The organism is Paracoccus acridae, assembly GCF_014642735.1.
GTDB classification, from domain to species: Bacteria; Pseudomonadota; Alphaproteobacteria; order Rhodobacterales; family Rhodobacteraceae; genus Paracoccus; species Paracoccus acridae.
This window is the reverse complement of sequence record NZ_BMIV01000003.1, coordinates 1-24,162: the sequence shown is the minus strand read 5'-3', so window position 1 is coordinate 24,162 and position 24,162 is coordinate 1. Positions and strand designations below refer to the sequence as shown.

Sequence of the window (24,162 nt, the reverse complement as noted above, 5' to 3'; positions counted from 1 at the left end):
CGCGTCGTCCTTTCATGCGGTCAGTCCAGCGGCTTCAACCCGGCCTCGATGGCGGCGCGCCTGCCTTCCAGGAAGGGCGGCAGGGACAGGCCCTGGCCCATCGTCTCGCGCGGTTCGTCCACGTCGAAGCCGGGGCCGTCGGTCGCCAGTTCGAACAGGTTTCCGCCCGGTTCGCGGAAATAAAGCGAACGGAAGTAATACCGTTCCACCTCGCCGGAATTCGGCACGCGGAAGCCCCGGACCCGGTCGGCCCATGCGGTCAGCGCGTCCGTGTCCGGAACCCGGAAGGCGACGTGGTGGACGCCGCCCGCGCCCTGGCTTGCGATGGGCAGGCCCGGCTGGACCGCGACATGCAGTTCGGCCGCCGCCCCGCCATCGCCCATATGGAAGACATGGACCTGTCCCTGCCCGTCGGGGCTGGGATAGTCGCGCACAAGCGTCATGTTCATCACCTGGGTCAGCACCGCCTGGGTCGGGCCCAGGTCAGGGACGGATATGGTGATCGGACCCAAGCCCTGGATCTGGTGCGAAGCCGGGACGGGGCTTTGGTCCCAGGGCTGGCCCGTGGGTTCGGGGGCGGCCACGAGGCGCAGCCGCTGGCCTTCGGGATCCTCGACATCCAGGCTGGCGCGGCCGTCCAGCATCGTGACCTTGCCGGTGGTCAGGCCCTTGTCCGACAGGCGCGCGGCCCACCAGTCCAGGCTGTCTTCCGCGACCCGCAGCCCGGTGCGGCTGATCGAACGGGTGCCGCGCCTTTCGCGTGGGGCGGGCCAGTCGAAGAAGGTGATGTCCGTGCCCGGCGTGCCCGCGCCATCGGCGAAGAACAGGTGATAGGCCGAGGTGTCGTCCTGGTTCACCGTCTTCTTCACCCGGCGCAGGCCCAGGGTGTCGGTATAGAAACGGTTGTTGCCCGCCGCGTCGGCGGTGATGGCGGTCAGGTGGTGGATGCCGGTCAGTTGCATGATGCGGTTTCCTGTCTTGGCTTGATGCCAATATGGCGCAGCAGGGGCGTTCGTGGCAGCCGTCTTGCAGGGAATGCGGTGTTCGGTTCTTGCGAACGAAGGTCGGCGCGCTATGCTGCCCGGATGGACTGGTCGATCAGCGACATTCGGACCTTTCTGGCGGTCCTGGACGCGGGCAGCATATCCGCCGCCGCCGCGCGGGCCGATCTGTCGAAATCCGTGGTCAGCAAGCGGATCAGCGACTTCGAGGCGGCCCTGGGCGTGGCCCTGTTCACGCGCCATGCGGGTCGCATCGCCCCCACCGACAACGCCCTGGCCCTGGCCGATCGCGTGCGGCCCGCCCTGGCCGAACTGGTGGCCGCGACCGAAAGCCTGGGCGGGCAGGCCGATCTGCGCGGGCGTCTGGCCATCGCCGCGCCGATGAGCTTTGGCATCCGTCACCTTGGCCCGGTGATCGCGGGCTTCGCCCGCGCCCATCCGGGGCTGGAGGTGGTGCTGGATTACGACGACCAGTTGACCGACCTGGGCCGGGCGGGCTTCGACGTGGGGTTGCGGATCGGGCAGATGCGCGACAGCAGCCTGATGGCCCGCCGGGTTTGCGCCGATCCGCGCGCCCTTGTGGCAAGCCCCGACTATCTGGCGGTGCATGGTGACATAGACGGCCCGGCCGACCTGTCGCGCCACAGCGCCATCGGCTATCTGAACGCGCGGTTGGGCGATCTCTGGCCCTTTGCGGGCGTGGCGCAGCCGCCCCTGGGCCGCATCACCGCCAACAACGGCGAAGCGATGCGCGACATGGCCATCGGCGGGCTGGGGCTGGCGCTGTTGCCGATGTTCATCGTCCATGACGCGCTGCGCGACGGGCGGCTGGTGCGGCTGCTGCCCGACCTGCCGCAGGATCCGCTGCCCGTCAGCCTGGTCTGGCCGCCGGTCCGGCCGATGCCACGCAAGACCCGCGCCTTCATCGACCATGTCGCCACCGCCTTCGCCGGAGAGCCGCCCTGGCTGGCGGGGTTGTAGGCAGGGCCGGGGCGCTGCCCCGGACCCCGGGATATTTGAACCAAAGTGAAAGACACGAGGCAGGACATGCTGGTTGACCCCAATGCCCCCTTCTTCCGCCACCTTTGGGTGCGGATCCTTTGCGTGGTCGTGCCGCTGGCCTGGGCCGGGGTCGAGCTTTACACCGGCAACCCCTTCTGGGCTGTGATCTCGGGGGCTGCCGGGCTTTACCTGGCCTTTGAATTGTTCGTGCGGCGCAAGCCGGACTGATCAGGCCAGCAGGTCCACGGCGCGGTCCAGCCAGGCAAAGCCGTTGGGCGGCAGGTCCAGCACCGTGCCCGACAACGATGCCCGCGACGGCCCGACAAGCGCCGCGTCGTCCGACAAGGTCAGCCGCGCAGGTTCCTTGGACAGGTTGAAGACGCAGGTCAGCGCCTCGCCCCCGATGCTGCGATGGAAGGCCAGGATCGGTTCGGGGAGATCCATGAAAGAGGTCTCGCCCCGCCGCAGCGGCATCTGCGCCTTGCGGAAGGCCAGCGTCGCGCGATAGGCCGACAGCACGCTGTCATTGTCGCCCTGCTGGCCCGCCACATGGCGCGCGGCCTGGGGTTCCTTGACCGGAAGCCAGGGTTTCGCATCGGAAAAGCCCCCATTTTCGCTCTCGTCCCAGACCATCGGCGTGCGGCAGCCGTCGCGGCCCTTGATCTCGGGCCAGAAGCGCAGGGCGGGGGGATCGGTCAGTTCGTCATAGACCAGTTCGGTTTCCGTCTGGCCCAGTTCCTCGCCCTGATACAGGCAGATGGTGCCGGGGAAAGAGAGCAGCATCGCCGCCGCCTGCCGGGCCAGGGCTTCGGCGCTTTCGGCATGGGGCAGCCAGCGGGTGACATGGCGGAACACGTCGTGGTTTGAAAACGACCAGCAGGCATGGCTGTCGGGTGCGCCCTTGTGCACGCCCTCGATCGTGTGGCGGAAATGCCGGGCGGTGAAGTCATGGCTCAGCATCTCGAAGCTGTAGCACATGTGCAGCCGGTCGGTGCCGGCCGTGTATTCGGCCATGATGCGGATCGAGGTGTCGCCGCCTTCGCCCACCTCGCCCACCATCATGCGGGCGTCGTATTCGTCGGTCAGCCTGCGCATCCGCTTCAGGAAGGCGATGTTTTCCGGCCGGTTCTTCGAATAGACGTGGCGCTGCATGTTATAGGTGTCGGGCGCCGTGCTGTCGGGATTGGGCGGGTTGTTCCGCAGCCGCGTGTCGTGGAAATAGAAGTTGACCGTGTCCAGCCGGAAGCCGTCCACGCCCCGGTCCAGCCAGAAGCGCATGGTGCCCAGCAGCGCGTCCTGCACCTCGCGGTTCCACAGGTTCAGGTCGGGCTGCTCGATCAGGAAGTTGTGCAGGTAATACTGCCGCCGCTGCGGCTCCCATTCCCATGCCGGGCCGCCGAAGACGGATGGCCAGTTGTTGGGCGGCGTGCCGTCGGGGTTCGGATCGGCCCAGACATACCAGTCGGCCTTGTCGTTGTCGCGGCTGGTGCGGCTTTCCGCGAACCAGGGATGGCGGTCGCTGGAATGGCTGATCACCTGGTCGATGATGACCTTCAGCCCCAGGTCATGCGCCCGCGCCACAAGCGCGTCGAAATCGGCCAAGGTGCCGAACAGCGGGTCGATGTCGCAATAGTCGCTGACGTCATAGCCCATGTCCTTCATGGGCGAGGTGAAGATGGGCGACAGCCAGATCGCGTCCACGCCAAGCGATGCGACATGGTCCAGCCGCCGCGTGATGCCGGGCAGGTCGCCGATGCCGTTACCGTCGCTGTCCTGAAAGCTGCGGGGATAGATCTGATAGATCACCGCGTCGCGCCACCATTCGGTCATAAGGGTCTCCTGCAAGGTTCGGTGCGATAGAACACGACCAACGTGACACCGGAAAGCCGGTTTCGGCGTTAGGTGACGGATTGCCCTGCCGCAGGGGCGGGTTAAGGTGGGTGCATGGGACAGGTGCCAGAGGTGTCAGGGCTGACGAATGACGATATCGCCGCGCTGTCCGGCGGGCGTTGCGACCGGCCGTTCGACATCCTGGGACCGCATGACGGCTGGCTGACCGTCCATCATCCCGACATCGCCGCGCTGGATGCCGTGACCGAGGCGGGCAGCCTGCCGCTGGAACGGGTCTTCGGCGATCTGTTCCGGGGACGCGTCAGCGGCAGCTATCGCCTGAAGGCCCGGTCTGCGGATGGGACCGAATGGCTGTTCGACGATCCCTATCGCTTCGGTCCAGTCCTGGGGGACATCGACCTGCACCTGCTGGGCGAGGGGACGCATCACCGGCTGTGGCAGGCGCTTGGCGCCCATGTGATGGTGCATGAAGGCGTGGCGGGGACGCATTTCGCCGTCTGGGCGCCCAATGCCCGGCGCGTGTCGGTGGTGGGGCCGTTCAACGCCTGGGACGGGCGGCGCCATCCGATGCGCCGCGTCGGCGGCAGCGGCGTGTGGGAAATCTTTCTGCCCGGCGTGGCCGAGGGGGCGCTTTACAAGTATGAAATCCTCGATGCCCATGGCGGGCTGTTGATGAAGGCCGATCCGGTCGGCTTCGGCAGCCAGCATCCACCGGAAAAGGCCAGCGTGGTGCGCGACATCTCCGGTTACGGCTGGAAGGACGCGGAATGGATGGCAGGCCGCGCGACGGCGCAGGACCGCCGCGCGCCCATCAGCATCTACGAGGTGCATCTGGGGTCCTGGCGCCGCCGCCTGGACCAGGGCGGGCGGCCCCTGTCCTACAAGGAACTGGCCCGCGATCTGGTCGCTTATGCCAGGGACATGGGTTTCACCCATCTGGAACTGCTGCCGGTCAGCGAATTTCCCTTTGACGGATCCTGGGGATACCAGCCCGTCGGGCTTTATGCGCCCACGATCCGCTTCGGTCCGCCCCACGAATTCCGCGACCTGGTCGAGGCCGCGCACCAGGCGGGCCTGGGCGTGCTGCTGGACTGGGTTCCCGGCCATTTCCCGACCGACGCGCATGGCCTGGCCCGCTTTGACGGCACCGCGCTTTACGAACATGCCGACCCGCGCGAAGGGTTCCACCAGGACTGGAACACGCTGATCTACAACTATGGCCGGACCGAGGTTCGCAATTACCTGATCTCCAACGCCCTGTACTGGCTGGAGGAATATCACATCGACGGGCTGCGCGTGGATGCGGTGGCCTCCATGCTGTATCGGGACTATTCCCGCCGCGAGGGGCAGTGGATCCCCAACAGGCATGGCGGGCGCGAGAACCTGGAGGCCATTGACTTCCTGAAGGCCATGAACGTCGCGGCCTATGCGGAAAGCCCTGGCATCATGACCGTGGCCGAGGAAAGCACATCCTTTCCCCAGGTGTCCGCCCCGGTGGATGCGGGCGGGCTTGGCTTCGGCTTCAAGTGGAACATGGGCTGGATGAACGACACGCTGCGCTTCATGAGCCGCGACCCGGTGCATCGCCGGTATCACCACGACCTGATGACCTTCGGGCTGATGTATGCATTCAGCGAAAACTTCATCCTGCCGATCAGCCATGACGAGGTGGTCCACGGCAAGGGCTCGATGCTGCGCAAGATGCCGGGCGACGAATGGCAGCAATTCGCCAACCTGCGCGCCTTTTACGGCTTCATGTGGGGTCATCCGGGCAAGAAGCTGCTGTTCATGGGATGCGAATGGGGCCAGCCCGAGGAATGGAACCACAATGGCGAACTGAACTGGACCGCCGCCGCCCAACCCCGCCACCAGGGCGTGCAGGCGCTGGTGCGCGACCTGAACCGGCTTTACCGCGAAACCCCCGCGCTTTACCGCAAGGATGCGGACCCCGAGGGCTTCCAGTGGGTCGCGACCGATCCGGCGCAGTCCACATTCGTCTGGATCCGCCGGGGCGAGGCCGGCGATCCCCCGGTGGTCGTCGCCTGCAATTTCACGCCCGTCCCGCGCCCCGGCTTCCGCATCGGCGTGCCGCAGCCCGGCCCTTGGCGAGAGGCGATCAACACCGATGCGTCCCATTACGGCGGCAGCGGCATGGGCAACCTTGGCGGGGTAAAGGCCACGGACACGCCCCAGGACGGCCAGCCCGCCTCGATGGCGATCACGCTGCCGCCCTTGTCGGTGGTGATCTTTGTTGCAGGTAATGGTGATGAGGGGGAGGAAAGCTGATGTCCGAAGCAAGATTGACCCGGCGCGCGATGGCTTTCGTGCTGGCCGGCGGGCGGGGCAGCCGCCTGAGGGAGTTGACCGACCGCCGGGTGAAACCGGCGGTCTATTTCGGCGGCAAGACCCGCATCATCGACTTCGCGCTGTCGAACGCGATGAATTCGGGCATCCGCAAGATCGCGGTCGCGACGCAGTACAAGGCGCACAGCCTGATCCGGCATGTGCAGCGCGGCTGGAACTTCTTTCGCGCCGAACGCAACGAATTCATGGACATCCTGCCCGCCAGCCAGCGGATGTCGGAAGAACACTGGTATCGCGGCACCGCCGATGCCGTGACCCAGAACATCGACATCGTGGACAGCTACGACGTGGATTACATCGTCATCCTGGCGGGCGACCACATCTACAAGATGGATTACGAGATCATGCTGCGCGAGCATTGCGAAAGCCGCGCCGACGTGACCATCGGCTGCCTGACCGTGCCGCGGATGGACGCCACCGCCTTCGGGGTCATGGCGGTGGATGAAACCGGACGCATCACCTCGTTCCTGGAAAAGCCCGCCGATCCGCCGGGGATGCCCGACGATCCCGACAGCGCGCTGGCATCGATGGGGATCTATGTCTTCAACTGGCCCTTCCTGCGCGACCTTCTGCTGAAGGATGCCGAGGATCCCAATTCAAGCCACGATTTCGGCCATGACCTGATCCCCGAGATCGTCAGGAACGGCAAGGCCATGGCGCACCGCTTCGACGTGTCCTGCGTGCGCGATCCGGGCGCGCCCGCATACTGGAAGGACGTCGGCACGGTGGATGCCTTCTGGAAGGCCAATATCGACCTGACCGATTTCACCCCCGAACTGAACCTGTGGGACCGCGACTGGCCGATCTGGACCTATTCCGAAAGCGTGCCGCCGGCGAAGTTCATCCATGACGAAAAGGACCGCCGGGGCATCGCCGTGTCGTCCATGGTGTCGGGGGGCTGCATCATCTCGGGGACGGAGATCCGCAATTCGCTGCTGTTCACGCAGGTCCATACCAACAGCTATGCGTCGCTGGACCATGTCGTGGTGCTGCCCTATGTCACGGTGCAGCGGCGTGCGCGTCTGACCCGCGCGGTGATCGACCGGGGCGTGGTCATTCCCGAGGGCCTTGTCGTGGGCGAGGATCCGCAGGAAGACGCCAAGTGGTTCCGCGTCAGCGAAGGAGGCATCACCTTGATCACCCAGGACATGCTGGACCACCGGGCGGCAAGCCTGTGATCCGGGTGCTGTCGATCGCCTCGGAATGCGCGCCGCTGGTCAAGACGGGCGGGCTGGCGGATGTGGCGGGCGCGCTGCCCGCCGCGCTTGCCGCCGAAGGGGTCGGGATGCGGACCCTGCTGCCCGGCTATCCCGCCGTGATGGACGCATTGCAGGACGTGTCCGAGGTCTATTACTTCCACGACCTGTTCGGCGCCCCGGCACGGGTCATGGCCGGCCGGGCGGCGGGCCTGGACCTGCTGGCGATCGACGCACCCCATCTGTTTGCCCGGACGGGCAACCCCTACATGGCCCCGGACGGGCGCGACTGGCCGGACAATCCCGAACGCTTTGCCGCGCTGTCCTGGGTCGGCGCGCATCTGGGGGTGCATGGCGCGCTTGGCTGGCATCCGCAGGTGCTGCACGGCCATGACTGGCAGGCGGGCTTTGTCACCGAATATCTGCGCCAGATGGGCGGCGGGCCTGCCACGGTGCTGACCATCCACAACATCGCCTTCACCGGCGCCACCGATCCCGGCCGGATCGGGTCGCTGCGCCTGGATCCCTGGCGCTTCCACATGGAAGGCTATGAATTCTATGGCGGCATCTCGCCGCTGAAGGCGGGGCTGATGGGGGCCGATGCGCTGACCACGGTGTCGCCGACCTATGCCGAGGAACTGATGACCCCCGAATTCGGCATGGGTCTTGACGGGGTGATGCGATACCGGCGCGAGGCCCTGTCGGGCATCCTGAACGGCATCGACACGGATGCCTGGAACCCCGCGACCGATCCGGCGATCCGGCCCTATGACAGCCCCATGGGCAAGGCCGCCAACAAGGCCGCCCTGCGGGCCGAGATGGGTTTGCCCGATGCGGATGGCCCCCTGTGCGTGATCGTGTCGCGGATGACGCATCAGAAGGGGCTGGATCTGGTGCTGGGGGCGCTGCCCGCCCTGCTGGATCATGGCGGGCAACTGGCGGTGCTGGGGTCGGGCGATCCCGGCCTGGAACAGGCCTTTCGCGCCTTGGGCGAACAGAACGCCAATGTCGCCGTCCGCATCGGCTATGACGAGGCGCTGTCCCACCGCCTGATCGCCGGGGGGGACGCGATCCTGGTTCCGTCGCGCTTCGAGCCCTGCGGGCTGACCCAGATGTATGGGCTGCGCTATGGCACCGTCCCGGTGGTGGCGCTGACGGGCGGTCTGGCCGACACGGTCATCAACGCATCGCCTGCCGCCCTGGCGCGGGATGCGGCGACGGGCCTGCAGTTTTCCCCGGTGACGGCGGATGCCCTGCGCGGCGCGCTGACCCGGCTTTGCCTGCTTTACCGGGACAGGGATACCTGGGCCCGCCTTCAGCGGAACGCGATGTCGCATCCCGTGGGCTGGGACCAGTCGGCCCGCGCCTATGGCGCCCTTTACGCCAGGCTTGCGACGAACCGATGACCCATTCGATCACGGCGGGCCATCCGCTCCCGCTTGGCGCCAGTTTCGATGGGGGCGGCGTCAATTTCGCCCTCTTTTCCCAGCATGCCGAACGGGTCGTCCTGTGCCTGTTCGACGACCAGGACCGGGAAACCCGCATCCCCCTGCCGGAACGCGAAGGCCACATCTGGCACGGATACATCGCCGGCCTTTTGCCGGGGCAGCGATACGGATACCGCGTCCACGGCCCCTATCGCCCCCGCGACGGGCATCGCTTCAACCCCAACAAGCTGCTGATCGACCCTTATGCCAAAAGCCTGACCAAGCCGCCGCGCATCCATGACGCGCTGTTCGGATACCGGGCCGGGCACGCGGATGCGGATCTGTCCTTCGACCGCCGCGACAGCGCCGCCTTCATGCCGCGCTGCGTGGTGGTCGATCCGGCCTTCAGCTGGGGCGAGGACCGCCCCCTGCGCACCCCCCTGACCGATACCGTGATCTACGAGGCGCATGTGAAGGGGCTGACCATGCTGCATCCGGGCATCGACCGGCCTGGCAGCTTCTCGGCCATGGCCTCGGACCCGATCCTGGATCACCTGAACCGCCTGGGCGTCACCGCCATCGAACTGCTGCCGGTCCATGCCTTCGCGGACGACCGCTTCCTGACCGACCGGGGGCTGACGAATTACTGGGGCTATATGTCCTATGGCTTCTTCGCGCCCGATCCGCGTTACCTGCAGGGGGGCGACATCGCCGAATTCCAGCAGATGGTGGCGCGGTTCCACCAGGCAGGGATCGAGGTGATCCTGGACGTGGTCTATAACCACACGGCCGAGGGGGACGAGCTTGGCCCCACCCTGTGCTTCCGTGGCATCGACAACGTCGCCTATTACCGCCTGGCCGAGGACCGCCGCTTCTATGTGAACGACGCGGGGACGGGCAATGTGCTGGACCTGGACAACCCCTTCGCGCTGCGGCTGGTGATGGACAGCCTGCGATACTGGGTCGAGACGATGCATGTGGACGGCTTCCGCTTCGACCTGTGTTCGGTGCTGGGCCGGACGCGCGGGGCGTTTGACCCCGACGGGCCGTTCTTTCGCGCGGTGCGCCAGGATCCCGTCCTGAATCGCGTCAAGCTGATCGCCGAGCCCTGGGATCTGGGCCGGGACGGTTATCGGCTGGGCGCCTGTCCCGCGCCCTTCTGCGAATGGAACGACCGGTTCCGCGACCAGGTGCGCAGCTTCTGGCGCGGCGATGCGGGGAAGGTCGGCAAGCTGGCGAAACGCATTGCCGGGTCGGCAGCGCGGTTCGATCATGACGGCCGGGCGGCCACGTCCTCGGTCAACTTCGTGGCCGCGCATGACGGGTTCACGCTGATGGATACCGTCAGCTTCATGCGCAAGCACAACGATGCCAATGGCGAGGGCAACCGCGACGGCCACGACCACAACATGTCGGACAACATGGGCGTCGAAGGCCCGACCCTTGATCCCGAAATCCTTGCCCGCCGCGACCGCCGCCGCCGCAACCTGATGGCCACCCTGATGCTGAGCCAGGGCACGCCGATGATCCTGGCGGGGGACGAGCTTGGCAATTCCCAGAACGGCAACAACAACGCCTATTGCCAGGACAATCCGATCGGCTGGGTCCGATGGGAAGGCGCGGACCCGGCCTTCCTGGATTTCTGCCGCCAGGCCATCGCCTTTCGCAAGGCCCATCCGATCCTGCGCCAGCGGCGGTTCCTGCACAGCCAGCCGCGCGAACAGGACGGGCTGCCCGACCTGTTCTGGCGCCGCGCCGACGGGGCGCCCATGACGCTTGCGGACTGGTCCGACCCGGACCTGTGCCTGCTGGCGGCGGAAATGCGCATGGCATCGGGGACACCCCCCTATGCCGCGCTGCCGGGGGCGGTGTTCCTGGTCTTCAACAACGGCCCCGACACGTCCGTGCGCCTGCCCGATACGACCCAGGGCGGCCATTGGCGCAGACGCCTGGATACGGCTCGGAACGGTCCCCCGGATGAACGGGCGGGGCAGGTGGAACGGATCGCTGCGGAAAGCGTGGCGGCCTTTGTCTTGTGCGACCTGATGCAGATGTGACAGCAGGGCCCATGTTCCAGGCAATAGGGTGCACAGGGCGGCGGTCCGCACCCCAAACCCTTTTCAACCGGCCGGAAAGCTGGCAACAGAAAATCAACCCCTGCCCGGTATTCTGGCCCTTCGGCGGCGCGACACCTGATTCCCTTCCCCTCCCCAGCGAGGTTCGATCTTGAAAAACCCACCTACGGCCCTGGCCCTGCGCGACCAGATCCTTCATCACCTGACCCACAGCCAGGGGCGCGGGGCGGAATTCGCCACGACCTTCGACTGGCGGATGGCCGTCAGCTATACCGTGCGCGACCTGACGGCGGGCACCTGGGTGGATGCCTTCCGCGCCGCGCGCGACCAGGGGGCAAAGCGGGTCTGCTATCTGTCGATGGAATTCCTGATCGGGCGGATGCTGGGCGATGCGATCATCAACCTGCGCCTGGAAAAACCGATGGAGGAGGCGCTGGCGATGCTGGGCCTCGACCAGCAGCAGATCCTGGACAACGAACCGGACGCGGCGCTTGGCAATGGCGGGCTGGGGCGGCTTGCCGCCTGCTTCATGGAATCGCTCTCCTCGCTCAACTGCCCGGCCTTCGGCTATGGCATCCGCTATGAACACGGGCTGTTCCGGCAGCGGTTCGAAGGCGGCCAGCAGGTCGAAACGCCCGAGGATTGGCTGAACCAGCCCCATCCCTGGGAATTCGTCAAGATCGACTACAGCTATACCGTGGGCTTCAAGGGCCATGTGGAAACCGTGGATGGCCGCGCCGTCTGGCATCCGGGCGAAAGCGTGATCGCACGGGCCTATGACACGCCGGTCGTGGGATGGGGCGGCACCTGGGCCAATACGCTGCGCCTGTGGGGGTCGCATCCGACGACCCTTCTGGACCTGCACCGCTTCAATGCGGGCGACCACACCGCGGCGGCGGAACCCGAGGCCTTGGCGCGCACCCTGTCGCGCGTGCTTTATCCCGACGACACGACCGACGCGGGCAAGGAACTGCGGCTGAAGCAGGAATATTTCCTGACCTCGGCCTCTCTGCAGGATATCCTGCGGCGCTTCATGCAGGAACATGGCGATCTGCGGCTGCTGCCCGACAAGGTCGCGATGCAGTTGAACGACACCCATCCGGCAATCGCCGGACCGGAGCTGATCCGCATCCTGATGGACGACCACGGCCTGCCCTTCGGCGAGGCGCAGGATCTGGCGCGCCGGACGCTGAACTATACCAACCACACCCTCATGCCCGAGGCGCTGGAACGCTGGTCCACCTGGCTTTTGGGCGGCGTGCTGCCGCGCCACATGCAGATCATCCAGATGATCGACGACGACCACCGTGCGTCCAGCGGACGGCCTGCGGATGTCGGCATCGTCCAGCACGATCAGGTGCGGATGGGGGAACTGGCCTTCATCATGGCGAGCAAGGTGAACGGCGTGTCGGCGCTGCATACCGACCTGGTCAAGGACACGGTCTTTGCCGACCTGCACCGCCTGCATCCCGACCGGATCGTGAACCAGACCAACGGCGTCACCCCGCGCCGCTGGCTGCGCATGTCGAACCCCGGCCTGGCCCGGCTTCTGGACGACACGATCGGGGACGGCTGGACCACCGACCTGGAACAGTTGCGCGGGCTTGAACCCCATGCCGGGGACGGCGCCTTCCGCGAGGCCCTGGGACAGGTCAAGCGCGCCAACAAGGTCTGGCTGGCCGACGGGCTTCTGGCCGATCTGGGCGTCAAGGCCGACCCGGACGCGATCTTCGACATCCAGGTCAAGCGCATCCATGAATACAAGCGCCAGCTTCTGAACATCCTGGAAGCCATCGCCCTGTGGAAGCGGATCCACGACGATCCGAACGGCGACTGGACGCCTCGGGTCAAGGTCTTCGGCGGGAAGGCCGCGCCGGGATACTGGCTGGCCAAGTCGGTCATCCACCTGATCAACGACGTGGCGGCGACCATCAACAACGACCCCGTCACCCGGCGCTATCTGCAGATCGCCTATCCGCCGAACTACAACGTCTCGATGGCTGAGGATCTGATCCCAGCGGCCGACCTGTCCGAACAGATCAGCACGGCAGGCAAGGAAGCCTCGGGCACCGGCAACATGAAGTTCACCATGAACGGCGCGCTGACCATCGGCACGCTGGACGGCGCGAATGTGGAAATCCGCGACCTTGTCGGCGCCGAGAACTTCTTCCTGTTCGGCCTGAAGGCGGACGAGGCCGCGCAAGAAGCCGCAACGCCCGGCCATGCCCGTCGCGCCATCGAGAGAAGCCAGGACTTGAAGGATGCGCTGCACCTGATATCGGAAGGCCGGTTCGGCCGGGCCGAGTCCTATTACAGCCTGCTGGACCGGACCTGGAACGACGATCCCTTCCTGGTGGCCAGCGACTTTGACGATTATTTCGCCACGCAGCGCCGCATCGACGCCGCCTATCGCGACAGCGCAACCTGGGACCGGATGGCTTGCCTGAACATCGCGCGGTCGGGCTTCTTTTCATCCGACCGCACGATCCGGGGATACATGGCCGACATCTGGAATGTCGTGCCGGTGGCGATCTAGTCGGCCGGGTGGCAGGATCGGGACGCGCGGCCGGAAGCCGTCCCCGGGGGGCTAGTCCAGCCCCATCCGCCGCCTGGCCCGGACCTCGGCCGCCTGGAACGCGTGATGGATCAGCACCGCCAGGATGCCCACGACCAGCCCGCCCTGCAGCACGAAGGCGGTGTTCGATGACAAAAGCCCGGCGATGATCACCTCGCCCAGGGTGCGCGCCGCCACCGTCGATCCGATGGTCGCCGTTCCCAGGGAAATCACCGCCGTCAGGCGCATCCCGGCCAGAAGCAGCGGCAAGGCCAGCGGCAGGTCGATCTGCCACAGCCGCTGGCGGGGCGTCAGGCCCATCGCCCGCGCCGCCTCGGCCACGGGCGCGGGCTGGTTCGACAGCCCGGCAAGCGCGTTTTCAAAGACCGGCAGCAGCCCGTAGAGAAACAGCGCCACCAGCGTCGGGCCGGTGCCGAAGCCCAGGACCGGCACTGCCAGCGCCAGCACCGCGACCGGAGGAAAGGTCTGGCCCACGGCGGTGACGGTGCGTGCGAGCGGCAGGAATTCGCGCCCCGCCCCGCGCGTCACCAGGATCGCCAGCACCAGCCCCGCGACGGTCGAGGCCGCGACCGCCAAGGCCACGATCGCAAGATGCGACAGGGTCAGCGACAGCAGGCTGGTCTGGGTATAGATGGCGGGCGCATTGTTGCGGGTGAAGGGCTGGAAAAGCGGGGCGAAGCTGCCGGGCGAGATCAAGAATGCCAGCAGCGCCAAGCCTGCCAAAGCCGGCAGGATGCGGCGGATCATCGCGGCCTTGCCTCGGCGCGCAGCGCGTCCAGCGTCACGATCCCGCCCCCCTGGACTGGCAGGGCGGTGCGCCCGGTCCACAGGCATTCGGCAAGGGCATCGTGCAAGGTCGCCTCGGGCGGGATGGCGGGGCCTTCCGCATCGCCGGGCTGCGCCAGATCGCCGACCGTCTTCAGCGACAGCAGTCGCAGCGGCCGATCGGTCGCGCCGATCAGGTCGCGGACGAAGGGCGCGGCCGGCTGGGTCAGGATGCGGGCCGGGTGGTCGTATTGCAGCAGCCGCCCCCCGTCCATGACGGCGATCCGGTCGCCCAGATCCACGGCCTCTTGCATGTCGTGGGTGACAAGGATCAGCGTCGTGCCCAGCTTTTGCTGGATCGCGCGCAGATCCGCCTGGGCCTTGGCGCGGATCAGCGGGTCGAGCGCGCCGAAGGGCTCGTCCATCAGCAGCAGATCCGGCTTGGCGGCAAGGGCGCGGGCCACGCCCACGCGCTGTGCCTGACCCCCCGACAACTGGTGCGGCATCCGGTTGCGGAAGGTGGCCGGGTCCAGTTGGAACAAGGCCAGCAATTCGTCCACGCGGGCGTCGATCCGGGCGCGCGGCCAGCCCAGCAGGCGCGGCACGGTGGCGATGTTCTGCGCGACCGTGCGGTGCGGAAACAGCCCGTGGCCCTGGATGGCATAGCCGATGCGGCGGCGCAGCAGATGGGCGGGCAGGGTGGCGGTGTCCACGCCCTCGACCAGAACCTGGCCCGACGTTGGCTGGACCAGCCGGTTGATCATCCGCAGCAGCGTTGTCTTGCCCGACCCCGAGGTGCCGACCAGCACCGCAAGTTCCCCCGTCCCGATCGTCAGGCTGACGTCGTTAACCACCGGAACCCCGTCATAGACCCGCGTGAGGTGCCGGATCTCGATCATGCTGCCCCCCGGCGCGTTCCCTGCACCAGCAGATCCAGCGCGATTCCCGCCACCAGTGCCAGGGCGATGGTGGGCAGCGCGCCCAGCAGCACCAGGTCCATGGCGGTCTGGCCAAGCCCCTGGAAGACGAAGGTGCCGAAGCCGCCCCCGCCGATCAGCCCCGCAATGACCGCAAGGCCGATGTTCTGGACCAGCACGATCCGCACGGCGGCCAACAGCACCGGCAGGGCCAGCGGCAGCAGCACCTGCGCCATGACCTGCGCGCGGGTCATGCCCAGGCCCACCGCCGCTTCCCGGGTGGGGGCCGGCACGCCCGACAGGCCGGCCAGCGTGTTCGACACCACCGGCAGCAGCGAATACAGAAACAGCGCGACCAATGCGGGGAAGGTGCCGATGCCCGACACGCCCGCCTGCGTCGCGCCGGGAACGGTGGCCGCAACCCAGCCCAGGACCGGGATCATCATCCCGAACAGCGCCAGCGACGGGATGGTCTGCAGGATGTTCAGCACCCCCAGGACCGGGCCGCGCCAGCGCCGCACCTGAAAGATCGCGATGCCCAGGGGGATGCCCGCCAGCAGCGCAAGGCCAAGCGATCCGAAGGCAAGCGCCAGATGGGCCTGCGCCTCGCGCCCGAACAGGTCGCGGCGGGTGGCGTATTCGCGCATCACCGACACGCCATCCAGCAGGCCGGATGCCAGGATCCCGGCCGCCAGCGCCACCGCCCCCGCCAGCATCACCCATCGCAGCGCCAGCGAAGGGCGAAGCCGGTTCACCGCATCGGCCACCATCAGCCCGAAGGCAAGAACCAGAAGCCAGAAGCCCGATGCCGGGGCGACCCGCGCCAGGCTGTTGCCCGCCGGCGGCAGATGGGACGCCGCCATCCCCAGCATCAGCGTTGCAGCGATCAGCCCCGCGACCGCCGATGCCAGACGTGCCACCGCAGGCCAGCGGTCAGGGCAGGCCAGGACCAGAGCGGCGCCAAGGCCCAGCATGACCCAGGGACCATGGGGCAGGGCGGCCAATCCCACCCCTTCGCCCGGCACGATGCGGTTTGCCTTGAACTGGACCAGGGGCAGGGCCAGACCCGCCAGCCCGATCATGGCGAACAGGACGGCCGGGGGCCACAGCCGGGGCATGGATCAGTCCAGGAAGCCCGCCTGGGTCAGGTAATCCTCGGCCACTGCCGCCGCAGGCTCTCCGCCGATCTGGATGCGGCCGTTCAGCGTCTGCAGCGTTTGCAGGGTCAGGGAGGTGAAGATCGGTTCCAGCACCTCGGCGATCTGGGGATGGGCCTCCAGCACCGACGCGCGGACGATGGGGGCGGGCTGGTAAACCGGCTGGACAGCCTTGTCGTCCTCCATCACCAGCAGCCCGGCCTCGGCAATGGCGCCGTCGGTGCCATAGACCATCGCCGCGTTCACGCCCGACGTCTGCTGCGCCGCCGCCGCGATGGTCGCCGCCGTGTCGCCGCCCGCAAGCTGCACAAGCTGGTCGGGCGTCAAGGTGAAGCCATAGGTTTCCTGGAAGGCCGGCAGGGCCGCGGGCGAGGTCACGAATTCGCTGGAAGCCGCCAGTTTCACCTGGCCCCCGCCGGCGATCCATTCGCCCATCTGGGTCATGGTGGTCAGGCCGTTTTCCTCGGCCACTTCCTGGCGCAGGGCGATGGCCCAGGTGTTGTTGGCCGGCGAGGGCGTCAGCCAGACGATGTCGTTCTGTTCCTTGTCCAGTTCCGCCACGCGGGCATAGCCCTGGGCCGCATCCTTCCAGACCGGGCTGTCGGCCTCGTTGAAGAAGAAGGCGCCATTGGCGGTGTATTCGGGATAGATGTCGATCTGACCCGCCACGATGGCGTCGCGCATGATCGGCGTGCCGCCCAGTTGCAGCCGGTCCTGGACCGGCAGGCCCGCGTCCCGCAGCGCCAGCAGGATCATGTTGCCCAGCAGCCCGCCCTCGGTGTCGATCTTCGAGGATACGACGATATCCTGCGCGGCAAGCGGCGTTGCCGCCATCAGCAGGGTGACGGCAAGCGGGGCAAGACGGGACATGCTGGAACTCCTGACATGGGAACAGGGGCGAACGCCCCGAATGGGTCAAGGTTCACGTAAATCCGCAATGGGTCAACCGCCAAAGGACCGGCTGCCCGCGCTTGATCCGAACCCCCCGCGCGAGGCGGCGGTCGCCCGCGACATCGGCGGCTGACCTGCGGTCGCGGCGGGGCGGGCGAACTGGTTGCTGTTCAGCGCAGCCCGGCCGGTATTGCTGGAAAACGTGCTGGTCCGCGCGGCGTTGGTATAGCCGCCCTGGGGGGTGCGATACATCGGCTGGGACCGCGACATGCCCGCGCTCCCCAGCATCGACCCGATCAGGTAACCCGCCAGCAGCGGCATGAAAATGCTGCCCGACCCGCCGTTCGAGACCTGCTGGTCTTCCGATCCGCAATTGCCGACGCCGTGCTGTTCCTCGCAGACCTGCAGGCTGTCGTATCGGGGCGCGGATTCGACATGAAGCTGTTCGGCTTCGGCAAAGGACTGGCGGCATTCGTCGGCGGTGAACAGCCCGCCTTCATCCGCAGCGGCAAGGCAGGCGTTCAGGTCGGGAAAGGCCTGCGCGTCCACCTGTTCCTCGCGGCAGCCGGCGATGGCGAAGCTGGCGGCGCCAAGGATGGTCAGGGCAACGGCTCTGGAACGTTTCCTCATGTCTTTCCCCCTTTAGTCCGCGATGAAATGCGGCTTGAAGCGCGACAGGTCCTGCGTGATGCGGGCCCGATCCTCTCGCAGGCCCATGCCCACGCAGGCATCCCCCACGATCCAGGCGCCGACGATCGGCTTGAAGCCGTCGAAGTCGGGCAAGGGCGCATAGGCCTGCACGATGCGCGGATGCTGGTCATAATCGGTATTTGGGGACGCCTCGGTCACATCGCCAGCCTCGACGATGCTGACACCCGCGCCTTCGCGCGAAAAGATCGGCTTGACCACATGGCCGCGCTTGAACTGCTCCGCCACCTTGTCGAAGGCGCTCGCCACTGCAGGCACCGGGCGGCCCCCCGCCACAAGCGCGTCGGCCACGTCATCGGCGAAGAAAGCGGGCAGCAGGTTTGGGTGGCCCTCGAACATCTGCCACAGCACGGGCAAGATGCCCTTGTTCGACACAAGCGCCTTCCAGGCCGGTTCCAGGAACAGGCAGCCAGATCCTGCGATATGGCGCGCGTAATCGTCGCGCAGCAGGTCTTCCCAGGGATACAGCTTGAACAGCGTGCCGATCACCCGATCCTCGGCATCGACGAACTGGCCCTGCTTGCTGACGCCCAGCTTGTCCAGGTCGCTGTAATGCGCGCCCATCCCGGCTTCGCGCGCGGCCCAGGCCATGGCCTCGACGGTGGCGTAATCCTCGGGGTTGTCGGCCATCGCGGTGAAGTGGATGTCGGTGTTCTTGGGGAACAAGGCGCGGAAGCGTTCCACAAGCGCCTCGTGGATGCCATTGAACTGGTCCGCGCCCTCCGGCAGCACGCCTGCCGCCAACTGGTCTTCCAGCCACTGCCACTGGAAGGATGCGCTTTCGTAAAGCGAGGTCGGCGTGTCGGCGTTGTATTCCAGCAGCTTCGCCGGACCCGTCCCGTCATAGGCCAGGTCCAGCCGGCCATAAATCTCGGGCTCGTTGCGGCGCCAGCTGTCGGCCACCAGGTCGCGGTGCTGGTCGGGGATGCCCAGACGCTCCATCATCTCCTGGCTTTGCACGATCTCGGCCACCGCGTCGCGGCACATATTGTGCAGGTCGGTCGAGGGTTCCTCGATGTCGTCCTCGATCTGGCGCAGCGTGAACCGGTATGCCGAGCTTTCGTCCCAATAAGGCTCGCCATGCATGTCGGCGAAGGTAAATCCCACCTCGCGCGCGGTGTCGCGCCAGTTGGACCGTTCGGGAAGGGTGATCTTTTGCATGAGCGGATCTGTAGCGCGGGATAAGGGGCGGGGCCAGACGAAACGCGCCTCAGGCGCCAAGGGGTCCCGGTCTGCGTTCCTCGGACAGCATCACGTTCGCCTCGACCTGGCCCACGCCGGGCAGGGTCATGATGCGGCGGCGCAGGATGCGTTCGAAATCGCTGATGTCGCGGGCGGTGATGCGCAGGCGATAGTCGAACTGGCCCAGGACATGCTGGACCACCTGCACCTCGGGGATGGCGGTGACGGCCCGCTCGAAGTCCTCCAGGCCGGTGCGGCCCTTGGCGGCCAGCTTGATGCCCAGAAAGACCGTGACGCCAAAGCCAAGCGCCGCCTGGTCCAGCACCACGCGCCGTCCCGCGATCACGCCCTGGTCGGTCAGCCGCTTGATGCGCCGCCAGGCGGCGGGCTGCCCGATGCCCACCGCGCGGCCCACATCGGCGGCGCTGCGCGTGGCATCCGTGGCCAGGACGCGCAGGATCGCCAGGTCGGTCGCATCCACATCGGTCACAGCGCCAGTTCCCCGCTGTCCTTGATGGTGGCGACCAGCATCAGCGCGTCCAGTTCGGCGATATGGGGCAGGGTCAGGATGCGGTCGCGATAGACCTGCTGCCAATGGGCCATGTCGCGCGCGATGACGGATGCCCGCCAGTCCACGCTGCCCAGGAAGGACTGGATCTCGATCACTTCGGGCACCTGGCGCAGGGCTGCCAGGAATTCGTCGAAGGCGCGGGGGTTGGTCTTGTCCAGGGTGAAGCGCAAGGACACCTCGACCGCCCAACCCATCGCGCGCCAGTCGATCCGCGCCTGCACGGCCTTCAGGACGCCCGCCTCGCGCATCCGTTCCAGCCGCCGCCACAGCGCGGCGGATGTCACACCCGCGCGTTCGGCCAGGGTGGCATTGGCAGCCTCGGGCTCGGCCAGAAGATGCCGCAGGATGCGGCGGTCGGTGCTGTCGGGCATGAAATTCATGATTATTGCCATATCACGGCATGATCTTTTCGCAAGATCAGCCTGACCCTGCATCCGCTGCGCAGGCATCATCGCGTCGGGGGGGCTAGAACGGCTCCAGCAGAATGAAAGGATCATCCCCATGCGCGTTTACTATGATCGCGATTGCGACGTTAACCTGATCAAGGACAAAAAGGTCGCGATCCTGGGCTATGGCAGCCAAGGCCATGCCCATGCTCTGAACCTGCGCGATTCGGGCGCCAAGAACCTGGTCGTCGCGCTGCGCGAGGGTTCCCCCTCGGCCAAGAAGGCCGAAGGCGAGGGCCTGAAGGTCATGGGCATCGCCGAGGCGGCCGCCTGGGCCGACCTGATCATGTTCACCATGCCGGACGAACTGCAGGCCGATACCTACAGGAAATATGTCCACGACAACCTGCGCGAAGGCGCGGCGATCGCCTTTGCTCACGGTCTGAACGTGCATTTCGGCCTGATCGAGCCGAAGCCCGGCGTCGATGTCATTATGATGGCCCCCAAGGGCCCCGGCCACACGGTGCGCGGCGAATATACCAAGGGCGGTGGCGTTCCCTGCCTGGTGGCGGTCCACAACGACGCGACGGGCAAGGCGCTTGACGTGGCGCTGTCCTATTGCTCGGCCATCGGCGGCGGCCGTTCGGGCATCATCGAGACCAACTTCCGCGAGGAATGCGAAACCGACCTGTTCGGCGAACAGGCGGTCCTGTGCGGCGGCTTGGTGGAACTGATCCGCTGCGGTTTCGAAACCTTGGTCGAGGCGGGCTATGAGCCCGAGATGGCCTATTTCGAATGCCTGCACGAGGTGAAGCTGATCGTGGACCTGATCTATGAAGGCGGCATCGCCAACATGGACTACTCGATCTCGAACACGGCGGAATACGGCCAGTATGTCACCGGCCCGCGCATCCTGCCCTATGAGGAAACCAAGACCCGCATGAAGGCGGTGCTGCAGGACATCCAGCAGGGCAAGTTCGTGCGCGACTTCATGCTGGAAAACGCCGTGGGCCAGCCGACGCTGAAGGCCTCGCGCCGCGCCAATGACGAACACCAGATCGAGAAGGTCGGCGCGAAGCTGCGCGAGATGATGCCCTGGATCTCCAAGGGCAAGATGGTGGACCGCGCGCGGAACTGATCCGTCAGTGAGGCTGGGGGCTGTCTGCCCCCAGACCCCCGAGGATATTTGGACACAGAAGATGAGGCCGGCTTATCTTCTGTGGAAAATATCCTGGGGGAGTCCGAAGGACGGGGGCAACGCCCCCCCTTTTTCAATCCGTGCCGATCTTGTCCTGCGTCCGGGTCTGGAAATCGGATGCGTCATGGCGTTCCCACAACTGTTCCGATGGCTCGCCCGAGGTCTTGTTGACCATGATCCCGCGCTGCACGGCGGGACGGGCCGCGATCTCGTCATGCCAGCGGCGGACATTGCCATAGATGCCCGCATCCAGGAAGGTCGCCGCGTCGCCATACAGCTTGCCTGCCACGACCTGCCCGTACCAGGGCCAGATCGCCATGTCGGCGATGGAATAGTCTTCCCCGGCCATGAAGCGGTTGTCGGCGAGGTGGCGGTTCAGCACGTCAAGCTGGCGCTTGGCCTCCATCGTATAGCGGTCGATGGCATATTCGATCTTGACCGGCGCATAGGCATAGAAATGCCCGAATCCGCCCCCCAGGAAGGGGGCCGAGCCCATCTGCCAGAACAGCCAGTTCATCGCCTCGGTCCGCGCGGTGGGATCGGCGGGCAGGAAGGCGCCGAACCTCTCGGCCAGATAGACCAGGATGGACCCGGATTCGAAGACCCGGCGCGGCGGCGTCACGGAATGGTCCATCATTGCGGGGATCTTGGAATTGGGATTTGCGGCCACGAAGCCGCTGCCGAACTGGTCGCCGTCGCCGATGCGGATCAGCCAGGCGTCGTATTCGGCGTCATGGCCCGCCTCCAGCAACTCCTCCAGCATGATCGTGACCTTCTGGCCGTTGGGCGTGGCCAGCGAATAAAGCTGCAGGGGATGCCTGCCCACCGGCAGGTCGCGGTCGAACTGCGCCCCGGCGGTGGGCTTGTTGATGCTGGCGAACTGGCCTCCGTTCTGGCCCTTCTGGCTCCACACCTTTGGCGGGGTATAGTCGTCGGTCATGACGGCCTCCTGTCTGTGATGGGGGCAGGATGGGCGCGGCCAAGGGGAACATCAACCACCAAAAACGCTGGCAAATGTTCCTGTAATGTTCTAGTCTTGCGGTCATGCTTCCGCCCCGCGATCCCGACGAACGCCTGAAAGCCCGAGGCACGGATACCCGCCCCGACGGCCGGTTCGAGCCGCATCAAAGGATCCGCGAAGCCGACGGCTGGGACATCCCCGAGGAAAGCCGGTTGCTGCGCACCCAGGTCACGATGGAACGGCCGCGCAGCATCATCACGCGCAACACCTCGCCCGACATTTCCTTCGACCGGTCCATCAATCCCTATCGCGGCTGCGAACATGGCTGCATCTACTGCTATGCCCGGCCGACCCATGCATATCTTGGCCTGTCGCCGGGCCTGGATTTCGAGACGCTGATCACCGCCAAGCTCGATGCCGCCGCCTTGCTGGCCCGCGAATTGGGGCGGCCCGGCTATCGGCCCGCGCCGATCGCGCTTGGCACCAATACCGACCCTTACCAGCCCATCGAAGCGAAGTTGGCGATCATGCCGGGGATCCTGCGGGTGCTGTCGGACTGGAGCCATCCGGTCACGCTGGTCACGCGCGGACAGGTCGTGCTGCGCGACCTGGCCTTGTGGGCTGAACTGGCGGCCAAGCGGATGGCGGCGGTCGGCATCAGCATCACGACGCTGGACGCCGATCTGGCCCGCGCAATGGAGCCGCGCGCGCCCGCGCCTGCCACGCGGCTGCGGATGATCCGTGAACTGGCCGGGGCAGGGGTGCCGGTGCGCGTGATGGTCGCCCCGGTCATCCCCGTTCTGACCGAGCCCGAGATCGAGGCGATCCTGGCGGCCGCGCGCGAAGCAGGCGCCACCACCGCCAGCATGATCCCGCTGCGCCTGCCGTTGGAGGTCGCGCCCCTGTTCCGCGACTGGTTGGATCGCCATCGCCCCGGCATGGCAGCGCATGTGATGAACCGGGTTCAGGCCATGCGCGGCGGCAAGGACAACGATCCCCGCTTCGGCCACCGCTTCCAGGGTCAGGGGACCTTCGCGGACCTGGCCTTGCAGCGGTTCCGGCTGGCACGCAGGCGGCTGGGCTATCACAGGGACGCCGCGCCCCTGGATTGCAGCCGCTTCGGCCCGCCGCCCAAGGCCGGGGACCAGCTGTCGCTGTTCTAGGCGCCGCGATCCTGTTCGTTCTTGGCCCAAAGATAGCCAATGAACGCCCCCTTGACGAAGCGCAGCAGGATCAGGGTCAGCACGGTCGTGATGACGCCGGTGATGACCAGCAGCATCCCCGGGCTGGGCCGGAACAGCACCCAGGTGAACCCGATCAGCGGGATCAACAGCAGCAGCATGATGGTCATGGCAAAGAAGGCCGGACCGTCCGCCGCAGGATAGCGGCCCAGTGGCGCATGGCAGACCTCGCACTGGGCGGGCACTGCCAGATATCCCCGAAGCAACCGGCCTTCGCCGCAATTGGGGCATTTGTTCATCAGACCCCGAAGAACGGAAGTCTTGCTGTCGCGTTTTTCAGTCATGGTCAGGGTCCTGGCTGTTGGGATCCGGATCGACTGCCTGACACCGGGCTTGGCGACGAGGGGAATTGTCGAGAAGGAACAAGGATAGGAAGCACGGACAACATCCGCAAAGCGGATATGTTCCATTGATATGCTCCGTCACCCGCAGACATATTCATCAATTGAAACATAATGCATTAATAAACAAAAATTAATTAAAAATGGCGGGAAAAAAGTTTCCCTTTTGCGTTATAGTGAGGCTGAGTGACGTCTGCCAGAACTTATCTACCGCGCATTTGGGCAATGGGAATCGATAAATGGTAAGAAGTCGGCTCTGAACAACTCCTCAGGCGGCCACTGCATGGCGGTGATGGGTCCTTTCGCCCCGGATGATCGCCGTGATCAGGTGAAGCAATAGAGTCCAAAGAGCC

The 24,162-nt window shown here is 66.4% G+C and carries 21 protein-coding genes; 9 read left to right on the top strand and 12 right to left on the bottom strand.

What is annotated here, in order from left to right; all coding sequences use genetic code 11:
• Positions 1–20: 20 nt before the first annotated feature.
• Complete coding sequence (locus IEX25_RS05420) at positions 21–962, bottom strand: ring-cleaving dioxygenase (RefSeq protein WP_188714362.1); 942 nt, start codon at positions 960–962, stop codon at positions 21–23.
• 123 nt (positions 963–1,085) lie between these two features.
• Here IEX25_RS05420 and IEX25_RS05415 point away from each other — a divergent pair, with 123 nt between their 5' ends.
• Complete coding sequence (locus IEX25_RS05415) at positions 1,086–1,982, top strand: LysR family transcriptional regulator (RefSeq protein ID WP_188714361.1); 897 nt, start codon at positions 1,086–1,088, stop codon at positions 1,980–1,982.
• 66 nt (positions 1,983–2,048) lie between these two features.
• The gene (locus IEX25_RS05410) at positions 2,049–2,231 is read left to right on the top strand and encodes a hypothetical protein (protein ID WP_188714360.1); all 183 of its coding nucleotides are present in this window, start codon (positions 2,049–2,051) and stop codon (positions 2,229–2,231) included.
• Here the strand turns inward: IEX25_RS05410 and IEX25_RS05405 are convergent, their stop codons facing one another.
• Positions 2,232–3,833 (bottom strand): alpha-glucosidase family protein, encoded by a 1,602-nt coding sequence (locus tag IEX25_RS05405; RefSeq protein ID WP_188714359.1) that lies wholly within the window; start codon positions 3,831–3,833, stop codon positions 2,232–2,234.
• Between the two features lie 114 nt (positions 3,834–3,947).
• On the opposite strand from IEX25_RS05405, the gene glgB reads away from it, so the two are divergent.
• The 5 genes from glgB (at position 3,948) to IEX25_RS05380 (ending at position 13,452) form a co-directional block, all read left to right on the top strand.
• A complete protein-coding gene (gene glgB, locus IEX25_RS05400; RefSeq protein WP_188714358.1) occupies positions 3,948–6,140 on the top strand; it encodes a 1,4-alpha-glucan branching protein GlgB in 2,193 nt (730 codons plus the stop codon).
• Positions 6,140–7,396, top strand: a complete 1,257-nt coding sequence (glgC, locus tag IEX25_RS05395) for a glucose-1-phosphate adenylyltransferase (protein ID WP_188714357.1) — start codon at positions 6,140–6,142, stop codon at positions 7,394–7,396. Before glgB ends, glgC begins: the two co-directional genes overlap by 1 nt.
• Complete coding sequence (gene glgA / locus IEX25_RS05390) at positions 7,393–8,820, top strand: glycogen synthase GlgA (protein ID WP_188714356.1); 1,428 nt, start codon at positions 7,393–7,395, stop codon at positions 8,818–8,820. Before glgC ends, glgA begins: the two co-directional genes overlap by 4 nt.
• On the top strand, positions 8,817–10,898 hold the full coding sequence (glgX, locus tag IEX25_RS05385) for a glycogen debranching protein GlgX (protein ID WP_188714355.1): 2,082 nt from the start codon (positions 8,817–8,819) through the stop codon (positions 10,896–10,898). Before glgA ends, glgX begins: the two co-directional genes overlap by 4 nt.
• Positions 10,899–11,067: 169 nt before the next feature.
• Positions 11,068–13,452, top strand: coding sequence for a glycogen/starch/alpha-glucan phosphorylase (locus tag IEX25_RS05380; RefSeq protein ID WP_188714354.1), 2,385 nt, complete (start codon positions 11,068–11,070; stop codon positions 13,450–13,452).
• A gap of 51 nt (positions 13,453–13,503) precedes the next feature.
• Here IEX25_RS05380 and IEX25_RS05375 read toward each other — a convergent pair whose 3' ends face one another.
• The 8 genes from IEX25_RS05375 to IEX25_RS05340 form a co-directional block, all read right to left on the bottom strand.
• Positions 13,504–14,238: an ABC transporter permease gene (locus tag IEX25_RS05375; RefSeq protein ID WP_188714353.1), complete on the bottom strand. Its 735-nt coding sequence runs from the start codon at positions 14,236–14,238 to the stop codon at positions 13,504–13,506.
• Positions 14,235–15,155 (bottom strand): ABC transporter ATP-binding protein, encoded by a 921-nt coding sequence (locus IEX25_RS05370; RefSeq protein WP_188714352.1) that lies wholly within the window; start codon positions 15,153–15,155, stop codon positions 14,235–14,237. Before IEX25_RS05370 ends, IEX25_RS05375 begins: the two co-directional genes overlap by 4 nt.
• Positions 15,152–16,291, bottom strand: a complete 1,140-nt coding sequence (locus tag IEX25_RS05365) for an ABC transporter permease (RefSeq protein ID WP_188714351.1) — start codon at positions 16,289–16,291, stop codon at positions 15,152–15,154. The genes IEX25_RS05370 and IEX25_RS05365 overlap by 4 nt, the downstream gene beginning before the upstream one ends.
• 3 nt (positions 16,292–16,294) lie before the next feature.
• Positions 16,295–17,200, bottom strand: a complete 906-nt coding sequence (gene osmF, locus IEX25_RS05360) for a glycine betaine ABC transporter substrate-binding protein OsmF (protein WP_188714350.1) — start codon at positions 17,198–17,200, stop codon at positions 16,295–16,297.
• A 72-nt stretch (positions 17,201–17,272) separates the two neighbouring features.
• On the bottom strand, positions 17,273–17,851 hold the full coding sequence (locus IEX25_RS05355; RefSeq protein ID WP_188714349.1) for a DUF1190 domain-containing protein: 579 nt from the start codon (positions 17,849–17,851) through the stop codon (positions 17,273–17,275).
• A 12-nt stretch (positions 17,852–17,863) separates the two neighbouring features.
• Entirely contained in the window at positions 17,864–19,090 is a 1,227-nt protein-coding gene (locus IEX25_RS05350; protein ID WP_188714348.1) for a glutathionylspermidine synthase family protein, read from the bottom strand.
• 49 nt (positions 19,091–19,139) lie between these two features.
• Complete coding sequence (locus IEX25_RS05345) at positions 19,140–19,601, bottom strand: Lrp/AsnC family transcriptional regulator (protein WP_103173052.1); 462 nt, start codon at positions 19,599–19,601, stop codon at positions 19,140–19,142.
• Positions 19,598–20,053 carry an Lrp/AsnC family transcriptional regulator gene (locus IEX25_RS05340; RefSeq protein WP_188714628.1) on the bottom strand — a complete coding sequence of 152 codons (456 nt, stop codon included), beginning with the start codon at positions 20,051–20,053 and terminating at the stop codon, positions 19,598–19,600. Before IEX25_RS05340 ends, IEX25_RS05345 begins: the two co-directional genes overlap by 4 nt.
• Before the next feature lie 130 nt (positions 20,054–20,183).
• Between IEX25_RS05340 and ilvC the strand changes: the two genes are divergently transcribed.
• Positions 20,184–21,206, top strand: coding sequence for a ketol-acid reductoisomerase (ilvC, locus tag IEX25_RS05335; protein ID WP_188714347.1), 1,023 nt, complete (start codon positions 20,184–20,186; stop codon positions 21,204–21,206).
• A gap of 133 nt (positions 21,207–21,339) precedes the next feature.
• Here the strand turns inward: ilvC and yghU are convergent, their stop codons facing one another.
• The gene (gene yghU, locus IEX25_RS05330) at positions 21,340–22,206 is read right to left on the bottom strand and encodes a glutathione-dependent disulfide-bond oxidoreductase (RefSeq protein WP_188714346.1); all 867 of its coding nucleotides are present in this window, start codon (positions 22,204–22,206) and stop codon (positions 21,340–21,342) included.
• A gap of 104 nt (positions 22,207–22,310) precedes the next feature.
• Here yghU and IEX25_RS05325 point away from each other — a divergent pair, with 104 nt between their 5' ends.
• Entirely contained in the window at positions 22,311–23,390 is a 1,080-nt protein-coding gene (locus tag IEX25_RS05325; protein WP_188714345.1) for a PA0069 family radical SAM protein, read from the top strand.
• Here the strand turns inward: IEX25_RS05325 and IEX25_RS05320 are convergent.
• Complete coding sequence (locus IEX25_RS05320; RefSeq protein WP_229665061.1) at positions 23,387–23,707, bottom strand: DUF983 domain-containing protein; 321 nt, start codon at positions 23,705–23,707, stop codon at positions 23,387–23,389. The two genes, IEX25_RS05325 and IEX25_RS05320, sit on opposite strands and share 4 nt — an antisense overlap.
• Positions 23,708–24,162 lie beyond the last annotated feature (455 nt).

Coding starts and splice junctions, on each gene's coding strand:
- IEX25_RS05350 (WP_188714348.1), bottom strand. CDS start 19,090: ATGCAAAAGATCACCCTTCCCGAACGGTCCAACTGGCGCGACACCGCG.
- IEX25_RS05325 (WP_188714345.1), top strand. CDS start 22,311: ATGCTTCCGCCCCGCGATCCCGACGAACGCCTGAAAGCCCGAGGCACG.
- IEX25_RS05375 (WP_188714353.1), bottom strand. CDS start 14,238: ATGATCCGCCGCATCCTGCCGGCTTTGGCAGGCTTGGCGCTGCTGGCA.
- IEX25_RS05365 (WP_188714351.1), bottom strand. CDS start 16,291: ATGCCCCGGCTGTGGCCCCCGGCCGTCCTGTTCGCCATGATCGGGCTG.
- IEX25_RS05415 (WP_188714361.1), top strand. CDS start 1,086: ATGGACTGGTCGATCAGCGACATTCGGACCTTTCTGGCGGTCCTGGAC.
- glgX (WP_188714355.1), top strand. CDS start 8,817: ATGACCCATTCGATCACGGCGGGCCATCCGCTCCCGCTTGGCGCCAGT.
- glgB (WP_188714358.1), top strand. CDS start 3,948: ATGGGACAGGTGCCAGAGGTGTCAGGGCTGACGAATGACGATATCGCC.
- osmF (WP_188714350.1), bottom strand. CDS start 17,200: ATGTCCCGTCTTGCCCCGCTTGCCGTCACCCTGCTGATGGCGGCAACG.
- glgC (WP_188714357.1), top strand. CDS start 6,140: ATGTCCGAAGCAAGATTGACCCGGCGCGCGATGGCTTTCGTGCTGGCC.
- yghU (WP_188714346.1), bottom strand. CDS start 22,206: ATGACCGACGACTATACCCCGCCAAAGGTGTGGAGCCAGAAGGGCCAG.
- IEX25_RS05320 (WP_229665061.1), bottom strand. CDS start 23,707: ATGAACAAATGCCCCAATTGCGGCGAAGGCCGGTTGCTTCGGGGATAT.
- IEX25_RS05340 (WP_188714628.1), bottom strand. CDS start 20,053: ATGCCCGACAGCACCGACCGCCGCATCCTGCGGCATCTTCTGGCCGAG.
- IEX25_RS05420 (WP_188714362.1), bottom strand. CDS start 962: ATGCAACTGACCGGCATCCACCACCTGACCGCCATCACCGCCGACGCG.
- IEX25_RS05405 (WP_188714359.1), bottom strand. CDS start 3,833: ATGACCGAATGGTGGCGCGACGCGGTGATCTATCAGATCTATCCCCGC.
- ilvC (WP_188714347.1), top strand. CDS start 20,184: ATGCGCGTTTACTATGATCGCGATTGCGACGTTAACCTGATCAAGGAC.
- IEX25_RS05410 (WP_188714360.1), top strand. CDS start 2,049: ATGCTGGTTGACCCCAATGCCCCCTTCTTCCGCCACCTTTGGGTGCGG.
- IEX25_RS05355 (WP_188714349.1), bottom strand. CDS start 17,851: ATGAGGAAACGTTCCAGAGCCGTTGCCCTGACCATCCTTGGCGCCGCC.
- IEX25_RS05370 (WP_188714352.1), bottom strand. CDS start 15,155: ATGATCGAGATCCGGCACCTCACGCGGGTCTATGACGGGGTTCCGGTG.